Annotated in this window: 15 protein-coding genes; 2 read left to right on the top strand and 13 right to left on the bottom strand. The window is 71.3% G+C overall.

All coding sequences use genetic code 11. The annotated features are described in order from the left end of the window. The first annotated feature begins 66 nt into the window (after window positions 1-66). Window positions 67-1221 (top strand): DUF1015 family protein, encoded by a 1155-nt coding sequence (locus tag ACIA77_RS12070; RefSeq protein ID WP_395885859.1) that lies wholly within the window; start codon window positions 67-69, stop codon window positions 1219-1221. Window positions 1222-1302: 81 nt separating this feature from the next. Then, entirely contained in the window at window positions 1303-1572 is a 270-nt protein-coding gene (locus ACIA77_RS12065) for a hypothetical protein (RefSeq protein WP_395885858.1), read from the top strand. A 765-nt stretch (window positions 1573-2337) separates the two neighbouring features. On the opposite strand, the gene ACIA77_RS12060 is transcribed toward ACIA77_RS12065, so the two are convergent. From ACIA77_RS12060 to ACIA77_RS12000, 13 genes are all read right to left on the bottom strand, one after another. Further along, on the bottom strand, window positions 2338-3318 hold the full coding sequence (locus tag ACIA77_RS12060) for an amidohydrolase family protein (protein WP_395885856.1): 981 nt from the start codon (window positions 3316-3318) through the stop codon (window positions 2338-2340). Window positions 3319-3330: 12 nt separating this feature from the next. Beyond that, complete coding sequence (locus tag ACIA77_RS12055; protein ID WP_395885855.1) at window positions 3331-4119, bottom strand: PaaX family transcriptional regulator C-terminal domain-containing protein; 789 nt, start codon at window positions 4117-4119, stop codon at window positions 3331-3333. Window positions 4120-4169: 50 nt separating this feature from the next. Then, window positions 4170-5531: an MmgE/PrpD family protein gene (locus tag ACIA77_RS12050; protein WP_395885854.1), complete on the bottom strand. Its 1362-nt coding sequence runs from the start codon at window positions 5529-5531 to the stop codon at window positions 4170-4172. Next, window positions 5515-7263: a hydantoinase B/oxoprolinase family protein gene (locus tag ACIA77_RS12045; RefSeq protein ID WP_395885853.1), complete on the bottom strand. Its 1749-nt coding sequence runs from the start codon at window positions 7261-7263 to the stop codon at window positions 5515-5517. Before ACIA77_RS12045 ends, ACIA77_RS12050 begins: the two co-directional genes overlap by 17 nt. Next, entirely contained in the window at window positions 7260-9323 is a 2064-nt protein-coding gene (locus tag ACIA77_RS12040) for a hydantoinase/oxoprolinase family protein (protein WP_395885852.1), read from the bottom strand. The genes ACIA77_RS12045 and ACIA77_RS12040 overlap by 4 nt, the downstream gene beginning before the upstream one ends. Window positions 9324-9348: 25 nt before the next feature. Next, entirely contained in the window at window positions 9349-10155 is an 807-nt protein-coding gene (locus ACIA77_RS12035) for an ABC transporter permease (protein WP_395885851.1), read from the bottom strand. Window positions 10156-10159: 4 nt separating this feature from the next. Then, a complete protein-coding gene (locus ACIA77_RS12030; RefSeq protein WP_395885850.1) occupies window positions 10160-10987 on the bottom strand; it encodes an ABC transporter permease in 828 nt (275 codons plus the stop codon). Beyond that, window positions 10984-11763: an ABC transporter ATP-binding protein gene (locus ACIA77_RS12025; protein WP_395885849.1), complete on the bottom strand. Its 780-nt coding sequence runs from the start codon at window positions 11761-11763 to the stop codon at window positions 10984-10986. Before ACIA77_RS12025 ends, ACIA77_RS12030 begins: the two co-directional genes overlap by 4 nt. 13 nt (window positions 11764-11776) lie before the next feature. Next, window positions 11777-12763, bottom strand: a complete 987-nt coding sequence (locus ACIA77_RS12020; protein ID WP_395885848.1) for an ABC transporter substrate-binding protein — start codon at window positions 12761-12763, stop codon at window positions 11777-11779. A 272-nt stretch (window positions 12764-13035) separates the two neighbouring features. Continuing rightward, entirely contained in the window at window positions 13036-13533 is a 498-nt protein-coding gene (locus tag ACIA77_RS12015) for a 3-isopropylmalate dehydratase (protein WP_395885847.1), read from the bottom strand. Further along, a complete protein-coding gene (locus ACIA77_RS12010; protein ID WP_395885846.1) occupies window positions 13530-14792 on the bottom strand; it encodes an aconitase family protein in 1263 nt (420 codons plus the stop codon). Before ACIA77_RS12010 ends, ACIA77_RS12015 begins: the two co-directional genes overlap by 4 nt. Continuing rightward, a complete protein-coding gene (locus ACIA77_RS12005) occupies window positions 14789-16069 on the bottom strand; it encodes an aconitase/3-isopropylmalate dehydratase large subunit family protein (RefSeq protein ID WP_395885845.1) in 1281 nt (426 codons plus the stop codon). Before ACIA77_RS12005 ends, ACIA77_RS12010 begins: the two co-directional genes overlap by 4 nt. Next, entirely contained in the window at window positions 16066-16578 is a 513-nt protein-coding gene (locus ACIA77_RS12000) for a 3-isopropylmalate dehydratase (RefSeq protein ID WP_395885844.1), read from the bottom strand. Before ACIA77_RS12000 ends, ACIA77_RS12005 begins: the two co-directional genes overlap by 4 nt. Window positions 16579-16621 lie beyond the last annotated feature (43 nt).

The following is a 16621-nucleotide window of genomic DNA, read 5'->3' as shown; positions in this document are numbered from 1 at the left end:
AACGGTAAGCATTCCACGAACGAGTGAGTGCCGGACAGGCTTCACCCGACCGGCCATGATGAGGGGATGGACACGTGGGTGCGGCCGATCCGCCGCGGGTGGGTGGTGCGCGGCGAGGTGCCGGGCCCGGACGTCGACGAGTTCGCCGAGCCCGACGCGGTCGTCGCCGCCCTCGCGGCCCCGGGTGCCGCGTTGGACACGTTGCTGGCCGTGCAGCACCCGGCGCGCACGCCGGCGGCGCTCGCGCGCGGGCTGGACCTGCCCGCCGCGCTGCCGTCGGCGCGGGCCGCGCTCGCCCGCATCCGGGCGCGCCACTACCGGTCGATGGCGGGGTTCGTGGCGCCGTACCGCATCGAAGGTCTGGACGGCACCGCCGTCGGGGTGCTGTGTCTGGTCGACGTCCGCGAACTCACCGCGGGTGGTTCGCACGTGCGCCACACGGAGGACGTGTACCCGCACGTGGTCGCCGAGCGCGCCGCCGTGCTCAGCGGCCTCGGGTGCGCCACGAGCGCCGCGCTGCTCGTGCCGTCGAGCGGTGGTGAGGCCTTGACGGAGGTGGTCTCCGAGGTGTGCGCGGGTCTCGGCCTGCCGGACGTGTCCACAGTGGATCAGTCGGGCCGCCGCCACGAGCTGTGGGCGGTGCCCTCGGGCACGGTGCAGGGACGCCTGCTGCACGCCGCGGCCGCCGCCGACCTCCTCGTCGCCGACGGCAACCACCGCGTCGCCGCGGCCGCGCAGACGGGTTCCCTGCTCGCCCTCGTGACCGCCGGCCCGCAGCTGCGGATCGGCGCGATCCACCGCGTGCTCACCGGTACGGGCCTGTCGTCTTCCGCCTTGGCGGACGCCTGGCGCGCGGTCGGTCTGGACGTTGCTCCGGCCACCTCCAGCACCCCACCGGACCGGCCGGGCTCCGCGGTGGTGCTGGCGCGCCCGGCGAACCTGCGCGTCACCCTGCCCCCGGCCGACGAGCTGACCATCGACCACGCCGTGGTCGAGCACCTCCTGTTCGCCCGCGCCCTGGGCCTCGACCTCGACGGCCCGCACGTCCACCCGCTGCCCGCGGGCCGCCCGGCCCCACCCGGCGCGGACGCGGTGGTCCAGCTCGCGCCGGTGGCCTTCGAGACGGTCCTGAAGGTCCACGCGGCGGGCTTGCGCATGCCCCGCAAGGCGACGTACTTCACGCCCAAACCCCGGGGTGGGTTGGTGCTGGCGGAGATCTGAGTGTTCGTCTTTCGTCGACGGGGGATCGGGATGTGTTCGTGGTACGCCGTTCGTTGCTTGTTCCAGTGGTCTGAAGCGCCCTTGGCGCCCTTTGAAGAACGCATCACGTTGTGGCGCGCGGGCGACGTCGGGACGGCCATCGAGTCGGCGGAACGCGAAGCAGTCCGTTATGCCGAGGAGAACGCCGCTACTTACCTTCGTTTCGCTCAGGCTTACGCCCTCGGTGAGTCCGGGGAGCTCCAGCCGGGCGCGGAGGTCTTTTCACTGCTGCGCGACAGCTCGCTCGGGTCGGAGGAGTACGTGACAGCGTTCTTCGACACGGGTGGTGAGCACCAGATGCGCGAGAGCTGACTATTCGGTCGCGAGACGTGACGGTCAGCTTCGCGAGATCTGGCGTGCGGCTTGCGAGACCCGAGGGCCGGGCTTGGGAGATCTGACTTCTCGGCTTGCGGCCTGGCCGGCCGGCGGTTCCGGTGCACGTGTTCGCGGATGCGCGGGCTGCGTCGGGTCGTTTTGCGCTCATCCAGCGGCTTGTTGATCACCGCCTGCTCGGGGTGTGGACAACGTGAACTCCGGTCCGGCATCGGTCGGTCTTCTCGGGGTGGCCGATGGACTCGGCGTGGGACGCTCCCCTCGGGGAGGCCGGGGTTGGTGCCGGCGGAGATCTGAGCGCGGCTCGGCCGTTCGGCGTTGGGCTGTGGGTTGGTGCCGGCGGAGATCTGAGCGCGGCTCGGCCGTTCGGCGTTGGGCTGTGGGTTGGTGCTGGCGGAGATCTGACCGTCCATTGTCCCGCGCTCATCTCCGCCACCTGAGCGCGGCGTTGGGCTGTTTCGCGCACCTCTCCTGGTTTTCGGGTTATCACCACCCGTTCGGGATGTGGACAGCTTCGACCCCACGACCGCTTCGGCCGATTCTTGTCGGTGGTGGCCGATAGACTGGACGTGGGACGCCCCCCAGGGAGGGCGGGGGTTTGTCCCGGCGGTCGGGGTGGTGCCACACACAGGTGCACTGCCCCGAGCCTGCCGCGCGGGGTGAGGTGGATCCTTCCGCCGCGGAACAGGGGAAGGTCGCCTGCACCGCGGCGCGCGCGTGACCCGATCTGTCCACAGTGGAGCGTCAATCCAGTGGGAACACCGACGCGGCGTTGGTGTAGATCTTCGCCCGCACCTCGTCGCTCAGGTCGGCCTCGTCGAGGACCGAGACGGCGGTCCGCGGGCTCCAGCACGGGTGGTCGGTGCCGTACAGGACGTGGTCGGCGCCGTAGTACTCCAGGGCCGTGCGGATGGTCAGGGCCTGGGGGGCCACGGTGTCGACGAAGGTGCGCCGGAGGTAGTGCGAGGGAAGCGAAGGCAGGCCTTCGATGCGGGCGTTCTTGTCGATGCGCCCCGCCTGGTACGGGAGCAGGCCGCCGGCGTGGGTCTGGACCACGCGCAGGTTCGGGTGGCGCTCCAGGACGCCGCTGAAGACGAGCCGCAGGACGGTGACGCTGGAGTCGAGCAGGCGGCCGAGCGAGCGTTGCAGGCCGTCGGCGTAGCCGGTCAGGACCTCGTTGAACGCGAGGTCCGTCGGGTGGATCACCAGCGGCACACCGAGTTCCGCGACGCGCGCGTAGAACGGTTCCAGCCGCTCCTGGTCGACGGTCTCGTCGCCGATCATCGACGGCAGGTTGACGCCGCGCAGGTCCAGCGTGCGCACCGCGTGGTCGAGCACGGCCAGCGCAGAACCGGTGTCCTGCAGCGGGACCGCCGCCGTGCCGAAGAACCGGCCCGCGTGCGTCCGTTGCGCCTTCGCGATTTCCTCGTTGTACGCGTACGCCTCGTCGAGCGCCTCGGCCGCGGGCATCTGGTCGAGCATCCCGGCCAGCACGCCCGTCGTGCAGACGACGACGGTGTCCGGGCCGGTCGCGGCCGCCGCGGTTTCGAGCCCGAGGTCGAGGTCGAACCAGATCGCCGGGAGCGGGATGAAGCCGCGGCCGTCGTGGTAGCGGTACTTGTAGCCGTCGCCGACGCGTTCGGTGCGCGGGTAGGAACTCCGCGCCGCCATCGTCTCGAAGTGGGACCGGGGGAACCAGTGGAAGTGCGAGTCCACCACGCGCATGTTCGAGTCTCCTCAGCTCATCCGGTGTTCGGCCAGGATGCCGGCGAAGATCCGGTCGGCATCTCCTCGGTAGGTCTCGTGCAGGGTGCGGAACAGTTCGTGGCAGCGCGCGGCCGGCCAGTCGGGCGGCAGGTGCTCGGCGGGCAGCCGCGGCGTCTCGCGCAGCAGCTGCCGCCACGCGGATTCGAGGACGAGGTCGCGGCCGAGGTCGTCGGTGGCTTCGGGCACGGGGTCCGCGACGTCCCACGCGCGCAGGAACCGGTGGTAGCGCGCCGCGAGCTCGTCGAGGTGCCAGGTGCGGGAGATCATGCCCTCGACGTCGGCGAACCTCGGGTAGGCGGTGAAGACCTCGACGTGCTGGTCGACGCCGGCGCCGGGCAGCTGCGCGAGGATCGCCGAGACGTCCCGCTCGCCCGGCGCGATCCACACCCCGTCGCGCAGCAGCCCGAAGCTCTCCCACGCCAGCCGCCGTCGCAGCAGGTGGCGTTCCTTGCGGTGCGTCTCGGGCAGCGTGAAGGACAGGATCGTCCACGCGCCTTGGGGGTCCGGGTTTTCGACGGCGTCGTGGAACGTGTGCTGCTGCTGCCGGCGCACCACGTCCAGCCCCACCTCCGACGCGCGGAAGTACGCGGCGCGGCCCCGGCGCGAGCGCTCCAGCAGCCCGCGTTCGGTCATCCGCGACACGGTGAGCCGCGTCGCGTGCGCGGACACGCCGATCCGCGCCAGCACGTCGACGTACCCCGTCGTCGAGATCTCGGGGTTCTCGTCGAGGCAGTAGCGGCCGATCATCGTCAGCAGCACGGTCTGCGGGGTCGGAGCCCGGCTCAGGTCGGGTTCCGGCAGCTCGGTGGTCAGGACGAACCCCCTGTTCTCGCGCCGGCCGCCGCGTTCTCGGGCGGTCGCACGAACGTACCGCCGAGCAGCGGCAGCACGTGCTCGCGCAGCGCCGAGACCCCCGAACCCGGCCGCAGCAGCGACTCGGCGACCGCCCGGGCCCGCACCGGGCCGAGCTCGCGGCGCGCGAGCGTGGTGAACTTCGCGACGATCTCGTGGTGCGCCAAGGGGTTCCCCGGATCGCCGCGCGCGTCGAGCCGGTCCGCGGTCACGACGCCCGACGCGGTGGTGAGCTCGACGCGGGCCCCCCACTTCGCCGGGTACGCCGCCGTGAGGTCGTCGGCCGATTCGACGCGCACGACCCGCGCCAGCTCCAGCACGGCGTCGTCGCGCAGCGCCGCCTCCTCGAAGTCCCACGGCGTGCAGTGCCCCCGGATGGCCGCGATCGCCAGCACGAACTGAGCGCTGCCCAGCGCGCTCAGCGGCGAGCCGAACGGTGGTGGCCGGTCCACGATCCCGGCCAGCTGCGCCGGCAGCAGGCACCTGAGGTGCCGCACCTCGCTCGGCTGCCAGCCGCCGGCCCGGCGCAGCTGGAGCACGGCGTCGATCGCGCCCTGCAGGTGTTTCGCGCCCGCGTGGGGTTTCAGGCTCGTCTCGGGCGTCAGGTACGGCTCGGGCAAGGCGTGTTCGCGGCGCAGCGGGGAGCGCGGGTCGTCGAGGATGTCGAGCGGGCCGGTCCAGCCGGAGTCGGCGGCGAGGAACGCGGTGACCGCGCGTTCGGCGGCGAACCCGGCCAGCAGGTACTTGCCGTCGGCCCGGTCGGTCGCGCCCGCGATCGAGCCGCCCGCGTGCTGCGCGGCGAGCGCGATCGCCGACGCGGTGACCTCCGGCGGACGCTCCAGCAGCACGGCGGCCGCGGCGGCGGCGCCGAGCGGGGCCAGCAGCGCGGTCGGCCACCAGCCCCGCCGGATCTGCCGGTCGCCCCCGATCGCCGCCGCCGCGGCCAGCGCCACCTCGTAGCCCGCGAGGTAGGCGCGTTCGAACTCATCAGCCGACGCGCGGGGCCGCGCGGGCAGCACGGCGAGCGTCGCCGGCAGCACCACGCAGCCCGGGCACAGCACCGAACCGCGGTGGATGTCGCCGGCTTCCCACGCGTGCGCGTACACCCCGCCGACGAACGCCGTGCGCCGCGCGGCGCCGAACTCCGGCGACAGGGTGCGCGCGAGCCCGGCCACCGAGCCGCCCAGCGTGGTGCGGCCGGCGACCAGGGCACCGACGGCGTCGGTGAGGTGGGCCCGGACGGCGGCCCGGACCGCGGGCGGCACCGCCGCCGCGGCGACCGAGTGCGCCCGGGCGGCGAGCTCACCGACGAGCGACATCGGCCTGCGCGGTCCGGAGCCGCCCGGTCTCCGGCTCGTCGACGCGCCCGTCGGCCGTGAGCGCGACGCCGTAGTGCTCACGCGCGGCCGCGGCGGTCACGAACCCGTCGGCCACGTCCTCGGCGACGTCGGTGGCCGGCCGCTCCCGCGGGTCGCCCCAGCCCCCGCCGCCGGCGGTGCGGAAGGTGACCTTCGACCCCGCCTGCAGCGCCAGCCCGGTGTGCTTCTTCACGTGCTCCGGCTGCCCGCCGGGCTGCGTGACGATCGTGTCGTTGACCGCGCCCGGCTGCCCGCCGCGCAGGCCCCACGGCGGGCAGGTCGTGCGCTCGTTGGCGATGTTGGTGAACATCGCCTGCTGGGGCTCCACGTCGATCTCGAGCCCCAGCCCGCCGCGGTGGCGGCCCGCGCCGCCGCTGTCGGCGCGCAGCTCGTGGCGCGTGAACACCAAGGGGTAGCGCGCTTCCTGGATCTCGATGGGGATGTTGCGCACGTCGCCCTGGCACACTGACACGCACGCGCTCGGCCCGTCGCCGACGGGCCGTCCGCCCCAGCCGCCGCCGTTGATGTTGAGGCACACGAACCGCGAACCGGTCTTCTCGTCGATGCCGTGGAAGGTGAAGCCCGACATGTCGCCCTTGTGCGCCGCGGGGACCTGGTCGGGCAGCGCTTCGGCCAGCGCGCGGATGATCGTGTCGACGACCGTGGGCAGCGAGATGCTCCACTGGCCCAGCGCGGCCGGGGACTTCGCGTTGAGCAGTTTTCCTTCCGGCAGCACCACGTGCAGGTTGCGGAACGACCCTTCGTCGACCGGGTGCGTCGGCAGGGTCAGCATCTTGAACGCCACGCGCGCGGCCGCGACCCCGCCCGACTTCCCGGAGTTCAGCGGGCCCTTGACCTGCTCGTTGATGTCGGAGAAGTCGATCGTGAGCTCCTCGCCCTTCACGACCACCTTGATGTCGAGCGTGATGCGCTTGTCGAGCACCTGCCCGTCGTTGTCCATCCAGGCCGACGCGGTGTACTCGCCGTCGGCCATCTGCGCGACGGCGTGGCGCGACAGGCGTTCGGACTGGTTGCGCATCTCGGTGATGCATGCCATCACGGTGTCGAGGCCGTAGCGCTCGCACAGCTCGGCGATGCGGCGCTCGCCGAGGCGGCAGGCCGCGATCGCGGCGCGCAGGTCGCCCAGCGACGATTCGGGGATGCGGATGTTGTCCTTGAGGATCTGCATCACGTCGGCGTCCCACTCGCCGGCCTTCAGCACCTTGATCGAGCGCAGCTGCAGGCCCTCGGAGTAGATGTCGGTGGTGGCGGTGGAGCCGAACCCGATGCGCGAACCGCCGATGTCGACCCAGTGGGCGCGCACCGCGGGGAACGCGACGACCTTGCCGTCGACGAAGATCGGCGTGTACACCACGACGTTGTTGAGGTGCTGGCCCGCGACGTACGGGTAGTTCATCACGAGCGCGTCGCCGGGTTCGAAGCCGTCGAGGCCGTGGCGCTCGATGCCGTCGGCCACCGACACACCGAGGTCGGCGAGGAAGATCGGCAGGCCGCCGAGGTTCTGCGCGATGAGCTCGCCCGCGGTGTCGACGAGGCCCACGCAGTAGTCCTGGACCTCGAAGATCATCGGGTTGTAGGCGGCGCGGCGCAGCGCGGTGGCCATCTCGTCGGAGTACGCCACGAGCGCGCAGCGCACCACTTCGAGCGTGATGGGGTCGATGGTTTCGGTCATGCGGGGCTCCCCACGGAGACGACGAGCGAGAGGTCGGGGGCGACGGTCAGCGCGTCGCCGGAGTAGAAGACGACCGACGAGGTGGCTTCCTGCACCACGGCCGGGCCGGTGATCCGGTGGCCGGGCAGGAGCGTCTCCCGGTCGTAGACGGGACAGGACACGGGCTCGGGGCCGCCGCCGTGCAGCACGACGGGCCGGTGCTCGACCGGCTCGGGCTCGCCGGCCGCGGCTTCGGCCTCCGTCGCGGTGCCCGCCGCGGTTTCGAGCGGCAGCGTGATCACCGTGCGGACGCCGACGGCTTCCACGGTCTCGTCGGCCGCGTGGTGCCCGTAGAGGCGGTCGTGCAGTTCGTCGAACAGCGCGCGCACCGCGGCGTGGTTCGCGGTGGACAGTCCCTCCTCCGGGACCGGCACCGGGATCGTGAACTCCTGGCCCTGGTAGCGCAGTTCGAGGAAGTGCTGCAGCACGGGCGGGTGCGCCGGCTCGCCGACGTCGGCCCGCAGCCGCGCCCACGCCTCCGCGCCGAGCGTCTTGATCGTGATCGCGTACTGCTCCACAGTGGACGGTTCGAACTTCGCCAGGGCCGTGCGCGTGAGGTCGTGGCGGACCTCGGAGTAGAGCATGCCCTTGGCCGAGAACTGGCCCGGCAGCACGGGAACCACGACCGTGCCGATGGTCAGTTCGCGTGCGATCGACACCGCGTGCAGCGGCCCGGCGCCGCCGGTCGCCACGAGCGCGAACGTGCGCGGGTCCTCGCCCTTCTCCACCGACACGGCGCGCACGGCCAGCGACATCTGCGCGTCGGCGATCGTCACGATCCCGCGTGCGGCCGCCAGCAGGTCCAGTCCCAGCGGCTCGGCGACGTGCGTGCGGATGGCCTGTTCGGCCGCCGCGCGGTCGAGCGGCATCTCACCGCCGAGGAACCGGCTCGCGCCGAGGCGGCCGAGCACGAGGTTGGCGTCGGTGACCGTCGGGCGGTCGCCGCCGCGGCCGTAACACGCGGGGCCGGGGGCGGCGCCGGCGCTGACCGGGCCGACCTTGAGCGCACCCGCCGGGTCGACCCACGCGATGCTGCCGCCGCCGGAACCGACCTCGACGATGTTGACCACCGGCAGCGCCATCGGGTGGCCGGTCGCGTAACCGCCGATGAAGTACCCCGGGCTGATGTCGACCTCGCCGTCCTTCACGAGGCTGGTTTTGGCCGTGGTGCCGCCCATGTCGAACGAGATCAGCCGCGGCAGGTCCAGACCCGCGGCGAGCGCCGACGCACCGATCACACCCGCGACCGGGCCCGACTCCATCATCCGCACCGGGCTCTGGCGCGCGGTTTCGACGGACATGATGCCGCCGTTGGACTGCATGATGAGCAGCCGCCCGCGGAAGCCGCGGTCTTTCAAGCGTTTGGTGAGCGAGTCGAGGTAGCGCGACACGACCGGGCCGACGTAGGCGTTGAGCACCGTCGTCGACGTGCGCTCGTACTCGCGGTACTCGCGCATGATCTGGTGCGAGAGCGTCACGTACGCCTCGGGCCACAGCTCGGCGAACAGCCGGCCCAGCTCGAGTTCGTGCTCCGGGTTGGCGTACGCGTGCAGCAGGCACACCGCGACCGACTGGACGCCGGACTCCTTCAGCTCCGCGATCAGCTGCCGCGCCGCGCCGACGTCGAGCGGGGTGCGCACGCTGCCGTCCACGAGCACGCGCTCGCGCACCTCGCGCCGCAGCCGCCGCGGCACGAGCGGGTCGGGCTTGCCGAAGAACAGGTTGTACGGCTCGGACCGGTTGCCGCGCCCGATCTCGTAGACGTCGCGGAAGCCCTCCGTCGTGATCAGCGCGGTGGCGGCGCCGGCGCGCTGCAGCACGGTGTTGATGGCGATGGTCGAGCCGTGCAGGAACAGTTCGGTGTCGGGCAGGTGCGCGCCGAGCTTGTCGAGCCCGTCCAGTACGCCCTCGGCGTGGTCGTGCGGCGTGGTCAGGGTCTTGGCGGTGCTGAACACGCCGTGCTCGTCCACGGCGGTCAGGTCGGTGAACGTCCCGCCGATGTCGGCGGCGATCTGCTTCACGGGATACCTCTTCTTCGCAGGGGGTTCAGGGGAGTTCGGTGCGCCAGGAGTCGGCGAGGGATTCGAGCTTGCGGGCCAGCACGTTGAGCAGGACGCCGACGACGATCACCACGAACACCGAGGCGAGCACGTCCGTGGTGCCGAGGTGGCCGGCGAAGAAGCTGATGTTGTAGCCGATCCCGCCGTCGCCCGCGAAGAACTCGCCGACGACGACGCCGACGAGCCCGCGGCCGACGCCGAGGCGCAGCCCGGCCATCACCGTCGGCACCGAAGCGGGCAGGATCACCTTGCGCAGCAGGGAAGCCTCGCCCGCGCCGAACGACACGGCCGTGCGGATCAGCAACTTGTCGACGTTGCGCACGCCCTGGGCCGAGTTCACGATCACCGGCACCACGGACATCAGGAACGCGATCGCGATGACGGTCGGGCTGCCGAGGCCGAACACGAGCACCAGCAACGGGAACATCGCGATGATCGGCGCCGAGTACAGCAGCCACACGTACGGCTCGACCACGTAGTCGACGTAGCGGTAGCGGCCCATCAGCAGGCCCACCGCGACCCCGACGACGGCCGCGATGCCGAACCCGATGACCAGCTCGAGCGCGCTGCGCCCGAGGCTGCTCAGCAGCAGGCCGGAGCTGATCTGGTTGCCCAGCGCCGCGGCGATGAGCGCAGGCGAGGACGTGAGGAACGGGTTCACGAGGCCGGCCCACGCGGCGATCTGCCACAGCAGCGCGACGAGCACGAGGAACCCGCCGCCCAGCAGGACCGGCATCGCCTTCTCCGGCACGCGCCGGCCGGTGGCCTGGCGACGCGGTGTGGTGGTGGTCATCGATTCACCTCTCCCACGACGTGGCGGCGGCACCGAGCACGCGCAGCAGCTGCGTGACGACGTACCCGAACACGGCGACCACGAGGGTCAGGAACATCAGCGTGGCGACGTCGAAGTTCTGGCCGTAGGTGGCGATCAGCTGGCCGACACCGTCGGTGCCGCCGTAGAGCTCGGCGACGATCACGGCGATCACGCCGCGCCCGGCGCCCAGGCGCAGCCCGGCCATGATCGTCGGCAGCGCGCTCGGCAGCAGGATCTTGCCGAACATCGCGCCGCCGCCCGCGCAGAACGCCCGGGCCGCCTGCACCAGCTTCGGGTCGGTCTCGCGGATGCCGGCCATCGCGTTCACCGCGATCGTGATCACGGCTTCGATGAACACCATCGCGATCTTCGACGCCTCGCCGATGCCGAGCGCGAGCACCACGAGCGGCAGCAAGGCCAGCGACGGGGTCACGTACAGCGCGACCAGAGCGGGTTCGAGCGTCTGGCGGATCCGCAGCTTCCAGCCCATCAGCATGCCCACCGGCACCCCGACGACCACGGCCAGCGCGAAGCCGGCGAAGAACTCCACGAGGGTGGTCTGCGCGTTCTCCCACAGCTCACCTGAGCTCAGCAGGTCGCCGCCGGCCCGCACGATCGCGGCGGGGGTGCTGGTGAACTGCACGTCCACCAGGCCCGTCTGGCCGGCCAGCTGCCACAGCGCGAGCACCACGACGACGCTGCCGAGCACGTACCGGGCGCGGATCGGCGGCAGCCAGCGCAGGCCCACGGCGCGGTGCGGCGCCGCCGCGGCGACCGGGCGCGGCGGCCGCGTCCGCAGACCCTGCGTCATGACGTCACCGCTGCCTTGGCCTGCGCACCCAGCAGCAGATCGGCCAGGTGCGCGCGGTACTTGCCGAACGCCTCGCTCGCGCGCACGGCGGCGTCGCGCGGGCGGGGCAGATCGATCTCGATCACCTCGACCACGCGGCTCGGGCTGCCGCCCATCACGAGCACGCGGTCGGCGAGGAACACGGCCTCGTCGATGCCGTGCGTCACGAACAGCACCGTTTTCCGGTCCAGGTCCCAGATCCGCAGCAGCTCACCCGCCATCAGCTCGCGCGTCTGCGCGTCGAGGGCCCCGAACGGCTCGTCCATCAGCAGCACCTCGGGGTCGGTGGCCAGCGCGCGGGCGATGCCGACGCGCTGGCGCATGCCGCCGGAGAGCTGGTGCGGGTGGGCGTCCTCGCGGCCGGCCAGGCCGACCAGCTCGATGAAGTGCCGCGCCCGGTCGAGGCGAGTGGTCTTGTCGACCCCCTGCATCTCGAGTCCGAACGCGACGTTCGCGAGGATCGTGCGCCACGGCATGAGCGACGCGTCCTGGAACACCACACCGCGGTCGGGTCCGGGTTTGGTCACGACCTGCTCGCCGATGCGGATCTCCCCGCCGGACGGGCGCAGCAGGCCGTCGGCGGCGAGCAGCACGCTGCTCTTGCCGCAGCCGCTGGCGCCGACGATCGTCACGAACTCGCCGTCCTCGACGCGCGCGTCGAAGCCGTCGACCGCCACGAACGGTCCCGCCTTGCCGGCGTAGGAGATCTGCAGGTCGGCGAAGGTGATGTCTGCCATCGGGGTCCTCCGCTCAGCTGGTCTTGGGCAGGAAACGGGTGTCGAGCCACTGCGAATCGGGCAGCCGGCGCTGGAACACCTTGCCCTGCAAGCCCATCTGCCAGAAGTCGTCCATCGCCTTCGCCGAGGGCATGCGGCCGTCCGGGTAGAGCTGGTCGATCCACTCCGCCATGCTGGCCTTCGCGTCGTCGGTGCTGATCTTGAGGTTCTTCGCGATCGACTTCACCGCGTCGTCGGGCTGGTCCTTGGTCATCTTCATGGCCTGCGACAGCGTGTCGACGAACTTCTTGGCGCGGTCGGGGTTGTCGTCGACGAAGCCGGGCTTGCTCCACGTGACGTGCATCGGGTAGCTGTCGACGAGGTCCTTGAGGTCCAGGATCTTGTTGTAGCCCGCCTTCTGCGCGTAGACCGTCTGCGGCTCGGTGAAGATGTTCGCCTGCAGCTGGCCCGCCTTCATGGCCGCGAGCCGCGCCGCGGACGCGCCGCCCTGCACGACCTTGATGTCCTTGTTGGGGTCCAGGCCCGCCTTCGCCGCGGCGAAGCGCGTGAGCAGGTCGGTGGACGAGCCGATGGTCGTCACGCCCCAGTTCTTTCCCTTGCCCTGGGCCACGGTGTGGATCTCGGGCACGGCGTACCAGGAGAACGCCGTCATGTCGAAGCCGCCGTAGATGACCTTCACGTCCTGGCCGGCTTCCTCGGCCGTGAGCGGTCCGGTCAGTGAGCCGACCGCGACGTCGACGTCACCGGACAGCACGGCCTTGGCGAGCTCGGCGTCGCCCTTGAAGGTGACGGGCTTGACGGTGAGGCCGTGCTGCTTCCAGAGGTTCAGGTCGTCGGCCAGGTAGACCGGCGCGAGGGTGGTGGCCTGCACCGGCAGGCCGAGGGTGATCGTGTCGCCGCCCGAGGAAGCACCGCCCGAACCGCACGCGGTGGCGGCGAGGGCGAGGGCGAGCAGCGATAACGCGAGCCGGATCCGGCGGCGGAGTGGTTTCCATGGCACGGTGGGGAACCTCGATCATGTCCGGAGGGAGGCCGGGACGCGGGGGAGCTGGAAGGTGTCCCGGCTGAAATCGGGCGAGGTGTCGACCATGAGAAGCGTCAGGAGGTGCACCTCTTTGTGCTCCGGTCAGTGTGACTCCGGATCTCGACGCGCGTCAAGAAGTTGAGAAACATCATTCCGGCCGGTTCTCGGGCACCCGGCCGCGGGCGCGACGAAACCCCCGGCGGACCGAAGCCCTTGCCCGCCAGGGGATTCCGTGGTCGCCGTCCGTCCTAGCGGAACACCTCCGGCCGGTTCTTCGCGAGGTTGATCAACCCGCCCGCCTCGAGCATGTCGACGAGGAACGGGTCGGCGGCCGCGCCGCGGATCGTGGTCTGGGTGGTCAGGTTGGTGAACTCACCGGTGGCGAGGTCCACCCGCACCCGGTCGCCGTCGGACGCGAAGTCGGGGTTGAGCCCGACCTCGAGTGCGGGCAGGCCGACTTCGAAGCAGTTGCGGTAGAACGTCCGGGCGAACGTCTCCGCCACCACACAGCCGATTCCGGTGGCCTGCAACGCCTTCGTCGCGATCGCCCGACCCGAGGACTGCCCGAAGTGCTTGCCGGCGAACACGATGTCACCGGGCTGCACCTTCTTCGGGAACTCCGGGTTGAGGTCTTCGAGCACGTGCTGCACGAGGATCTCCATCGGCTCGAACACGTACTGCGTCTTCACGAGCCGGTCGGTCGGGATGTTGTCCCCGAACCGCCAGCAGCGGCCCTCGAACTTCACGCTTTCCCTCCCGTGTGGACGGACGAGGCGATGACCCCCGCGACGGCCGACGCGGCGACGGTGGCCGAGGACGCGAGGTACATCGACGCGTCGGGGCTGCCGTTGCGGCCGGGGAAGTTGCGGGCGTGGGTGGAGATCATCGTCTCGTCGGACGCCATCGCGCCCATGTTGTAGGCCTGGTTCGAGCCCGTGCTGGGCGGGAACCACGTGGCGCCGGCCTCGTGCAGCGCGAGCACCAGCCCCTCGCGCGCGGCCTCCGCGAACACCTCGCGGCTGGAGGGCACGAGGTGGAACCGCGTGTCCGGGTGGACTTTGTGCCCGGCCAGCACCTCGGCCGCCGCGCGGAAGTCCTCGAGCCGGCCGCCGCCGTGGCCGCCCAGCTCGGCGTACTGCACCGGCGTGCCGGCGACCTCGGCGACGGGCTTGACGTTGCCGACGGTCGGCGGGCAGGCGACCGTCGGGTCGACCTCGCCGACGTCGAAGCGCAGCACCTGGGCCGCTTCCTCGCCGTCACCGTGCACCAGCAGGCCGGCGTCGCCGCCGGGCAGCGTGCGCACGAACGCCTCGGTGACCTCGTCCGGTTCGACGAAGCTGCACTTCGCGCCGAGGTCCACGCACAGCAGCGGGAACAGCCAGCGGTCCCAGAAGGACAGTGCGCGCACGTACGGCCCGCCGAACTCCACGGCCCGGTAGTTCAGCGCGCCCTCGCCGATGCGCCCGACCAGCCACAGCGCGATGTCGCGCGGGGTGACGCCGGGTTTCGGCGTGCCTTCGAGGTGCACCCGGGTGGTCTCCGGCACCTTGAACCACGCCTTGCCGTACGGCAGCACGGTCCCGGCGTGGGAGTCGTTGCCCAGCGCCACCGCGAGCGCGCCCATGGTGCCGTGCACCGGCGTGTGGCTGTCGGACCCGACCACGATCATGCCGGGCTTGATGTGCCCGTTGCGGACGACCGCGTGGTGCAGGTTGCCGTTGCCGCAGTCGTAGAGCTTCAGGCCGTGCTTGCGGGCCCAGCGGCGGTTGTGCTGCAGCACGTCCGCCTGCTGTTCGGTCGGCGGTGCGAAGTGGTGGTCGAACACCATCACGGCCCGCTCGGGGTCGGGGATCGGCACGTTCACGCGCTTCTCGTACACCTGCGAGGTGAGGTACCCCGACAGGTCGTGCATGATCAGGCGGTCGACCTTGGCCACCACGATCTCGCCGGGCTCCACGGAGTCGCGGCCGCTCGCGCGGGCGAGGATCTTCTCGACGAGGTTCACGCCACCACCGCCGTCGCGACGATCTCGCGCGGGTCGGTGATGACCCCGCGGATGGCCGAGGCCGCCGCCGTGGCCGGGCTCGACAGGAAGATCTTCGAGTCGTAGCTGCCCATCCGGCCCTGGAAGTTGCGGTTGGCGGTGGACAGCGTGGCTTCGCCGTCGGCCATCGCGCCGCCGTTGCCCGCGCACGCGCCGCAGCCCGGGTTGGTGATCATCGCGCCCGCCTGGATCAACTTCGAGAGCACCCCGCTGTCCGACGCCTGCGCCATGATCTTCGCCGACGCGGGCGTCACGATGAGCCGAAGCCCCGGGGCGACGCGGTGGCCGTCGAGCACGTCGGCCGCGATCACGAGGTCGTCGTACTTGGCGTTGGCGCACGAGCCGATGAAGACCTGGTCGAGCTTGGTGCCGGCGACGTCGCCGACGCCCACCACGTTGTCCACCGTGTGCGGCACCGCGATCTGCGGCGCCAGTTCCGGCCCTTCGAGCTTCACCGTGGCGCGGTAGGTCGCGTCTTCGTCCGGCAGCAGGACGTCCAGTTCGCCGCGCGGCACCCCGGCCTCGTCGAGGTAGGCGAGCGTGGTGTCGTCCGGGGCCACGAAGGCGTTCTTCGCGCCCATCTCCATGGCCAGGTTGCAGAACGTCATGCGCTCCGACACGGACATGCCCTCGACGTAGGAGCCGGAGAACTCGACCGAGTCGTAGGTGAGCCCGTCGGCGCCGAGGTCGCCGATGAGCTTGAGCATCACGTCCTTGGCGTAGACGCCCGGGGCGAGGTCGCCGTCGATCACGACCTTCACCGACTCGGGCACCTTGACCCACAGCTTGCCGGTGACCCACGCGGCGGTGATCTCGCTGAACCCGACGCCGGTGCCGAACGCGCCCAGCGCGCCGTAGATCGTCGAGTGCGAGTCGGTGCCGATGATGAACTGGCCGGGCCGCACGAGCCCGTGCTCCATGAGCACGATGTGCGCGATGCCGCTGTTGACGTCGAAGAAGTTCTTCACGCCCATCTTCTGCGCGAACTCGCGGCACAGCGCGTGGTCCGCCGCCGTCTTCGCGTTCATGGCGGGGGAGAGGTGGTCCATCACCATCGCCACGCGGTCGACGTCGTAGAGCTGTTCCACGCCCATCTTCTCGAGCGTCCGGATGCACCGCCAGCTCGCCGTGTGGCTCATGTACAGGTCCGGGTACGCGTCGACGATCTGCCCCGGTTCGAGGTTCGCGACCCCGGACGCCCGTTCGATCGCCTTCTGCGCGAAGGTCTTGCCCGTCACTTCTTCCCTCCTGCCGCGAAACTCGCCATCAGGTGCGGGATCAGGCCGCCGTCGGCCATGATCTCCCGCAGCACCTGCGGGTACGGGCTGAACGGGAAGGTCTGCCCGCCCGTCTCGACCGTGCCCGCGTCGTAGTCGACCCACATCTCGCCGCCGTCGGCGGCCGCTTCCGCCGCTTCGGGCGACTCGACCGCGACGAGCCCGGTGTTGATCGCGTTGCGGAAGAACACGCGGGAGAAGGAGGCCGCGACGACCGCCTTGATCCCGGCGCCGATCAGGCACGTGGCCGCCTGCTCCCGCGCGCTGCCGCAGCCGAAGTTGCGGCCGGCGACGACCACGTCGCTCGCCCGCAGGCGTTCTTGCGTTTCCGGCCCCAGCGGCTCGAAAGCGTGCTCGGCGAGCTCCGCCGGGTCGATGCTCACGAGGTAGCGGCCGGGGATGATGACGTCGGTGTTCACGTTCTCGCCGAAGGTGATGACTTTTCCTCCGACGCGGTGCTCACTGCCCATGGTGGGTCTCCGCTCGTGGTTCCGGTGCTGGTTGACGACGTCC

Source organism: Amycolatopsis sp. NPDC051903 (assembly GCF_044452505.1).
Taxonomy (GTDB): Bacteria; Actinomycetota; Actinomycetes; order Mycobacteriales; family Pseudonocardiaceae; genus Amycolatopsis.
The sequence above is the reverse complement of the archived record's forward strand: the minus strand, read 5'-3'. Positions and strand labels throughout refer to the sequence as shown.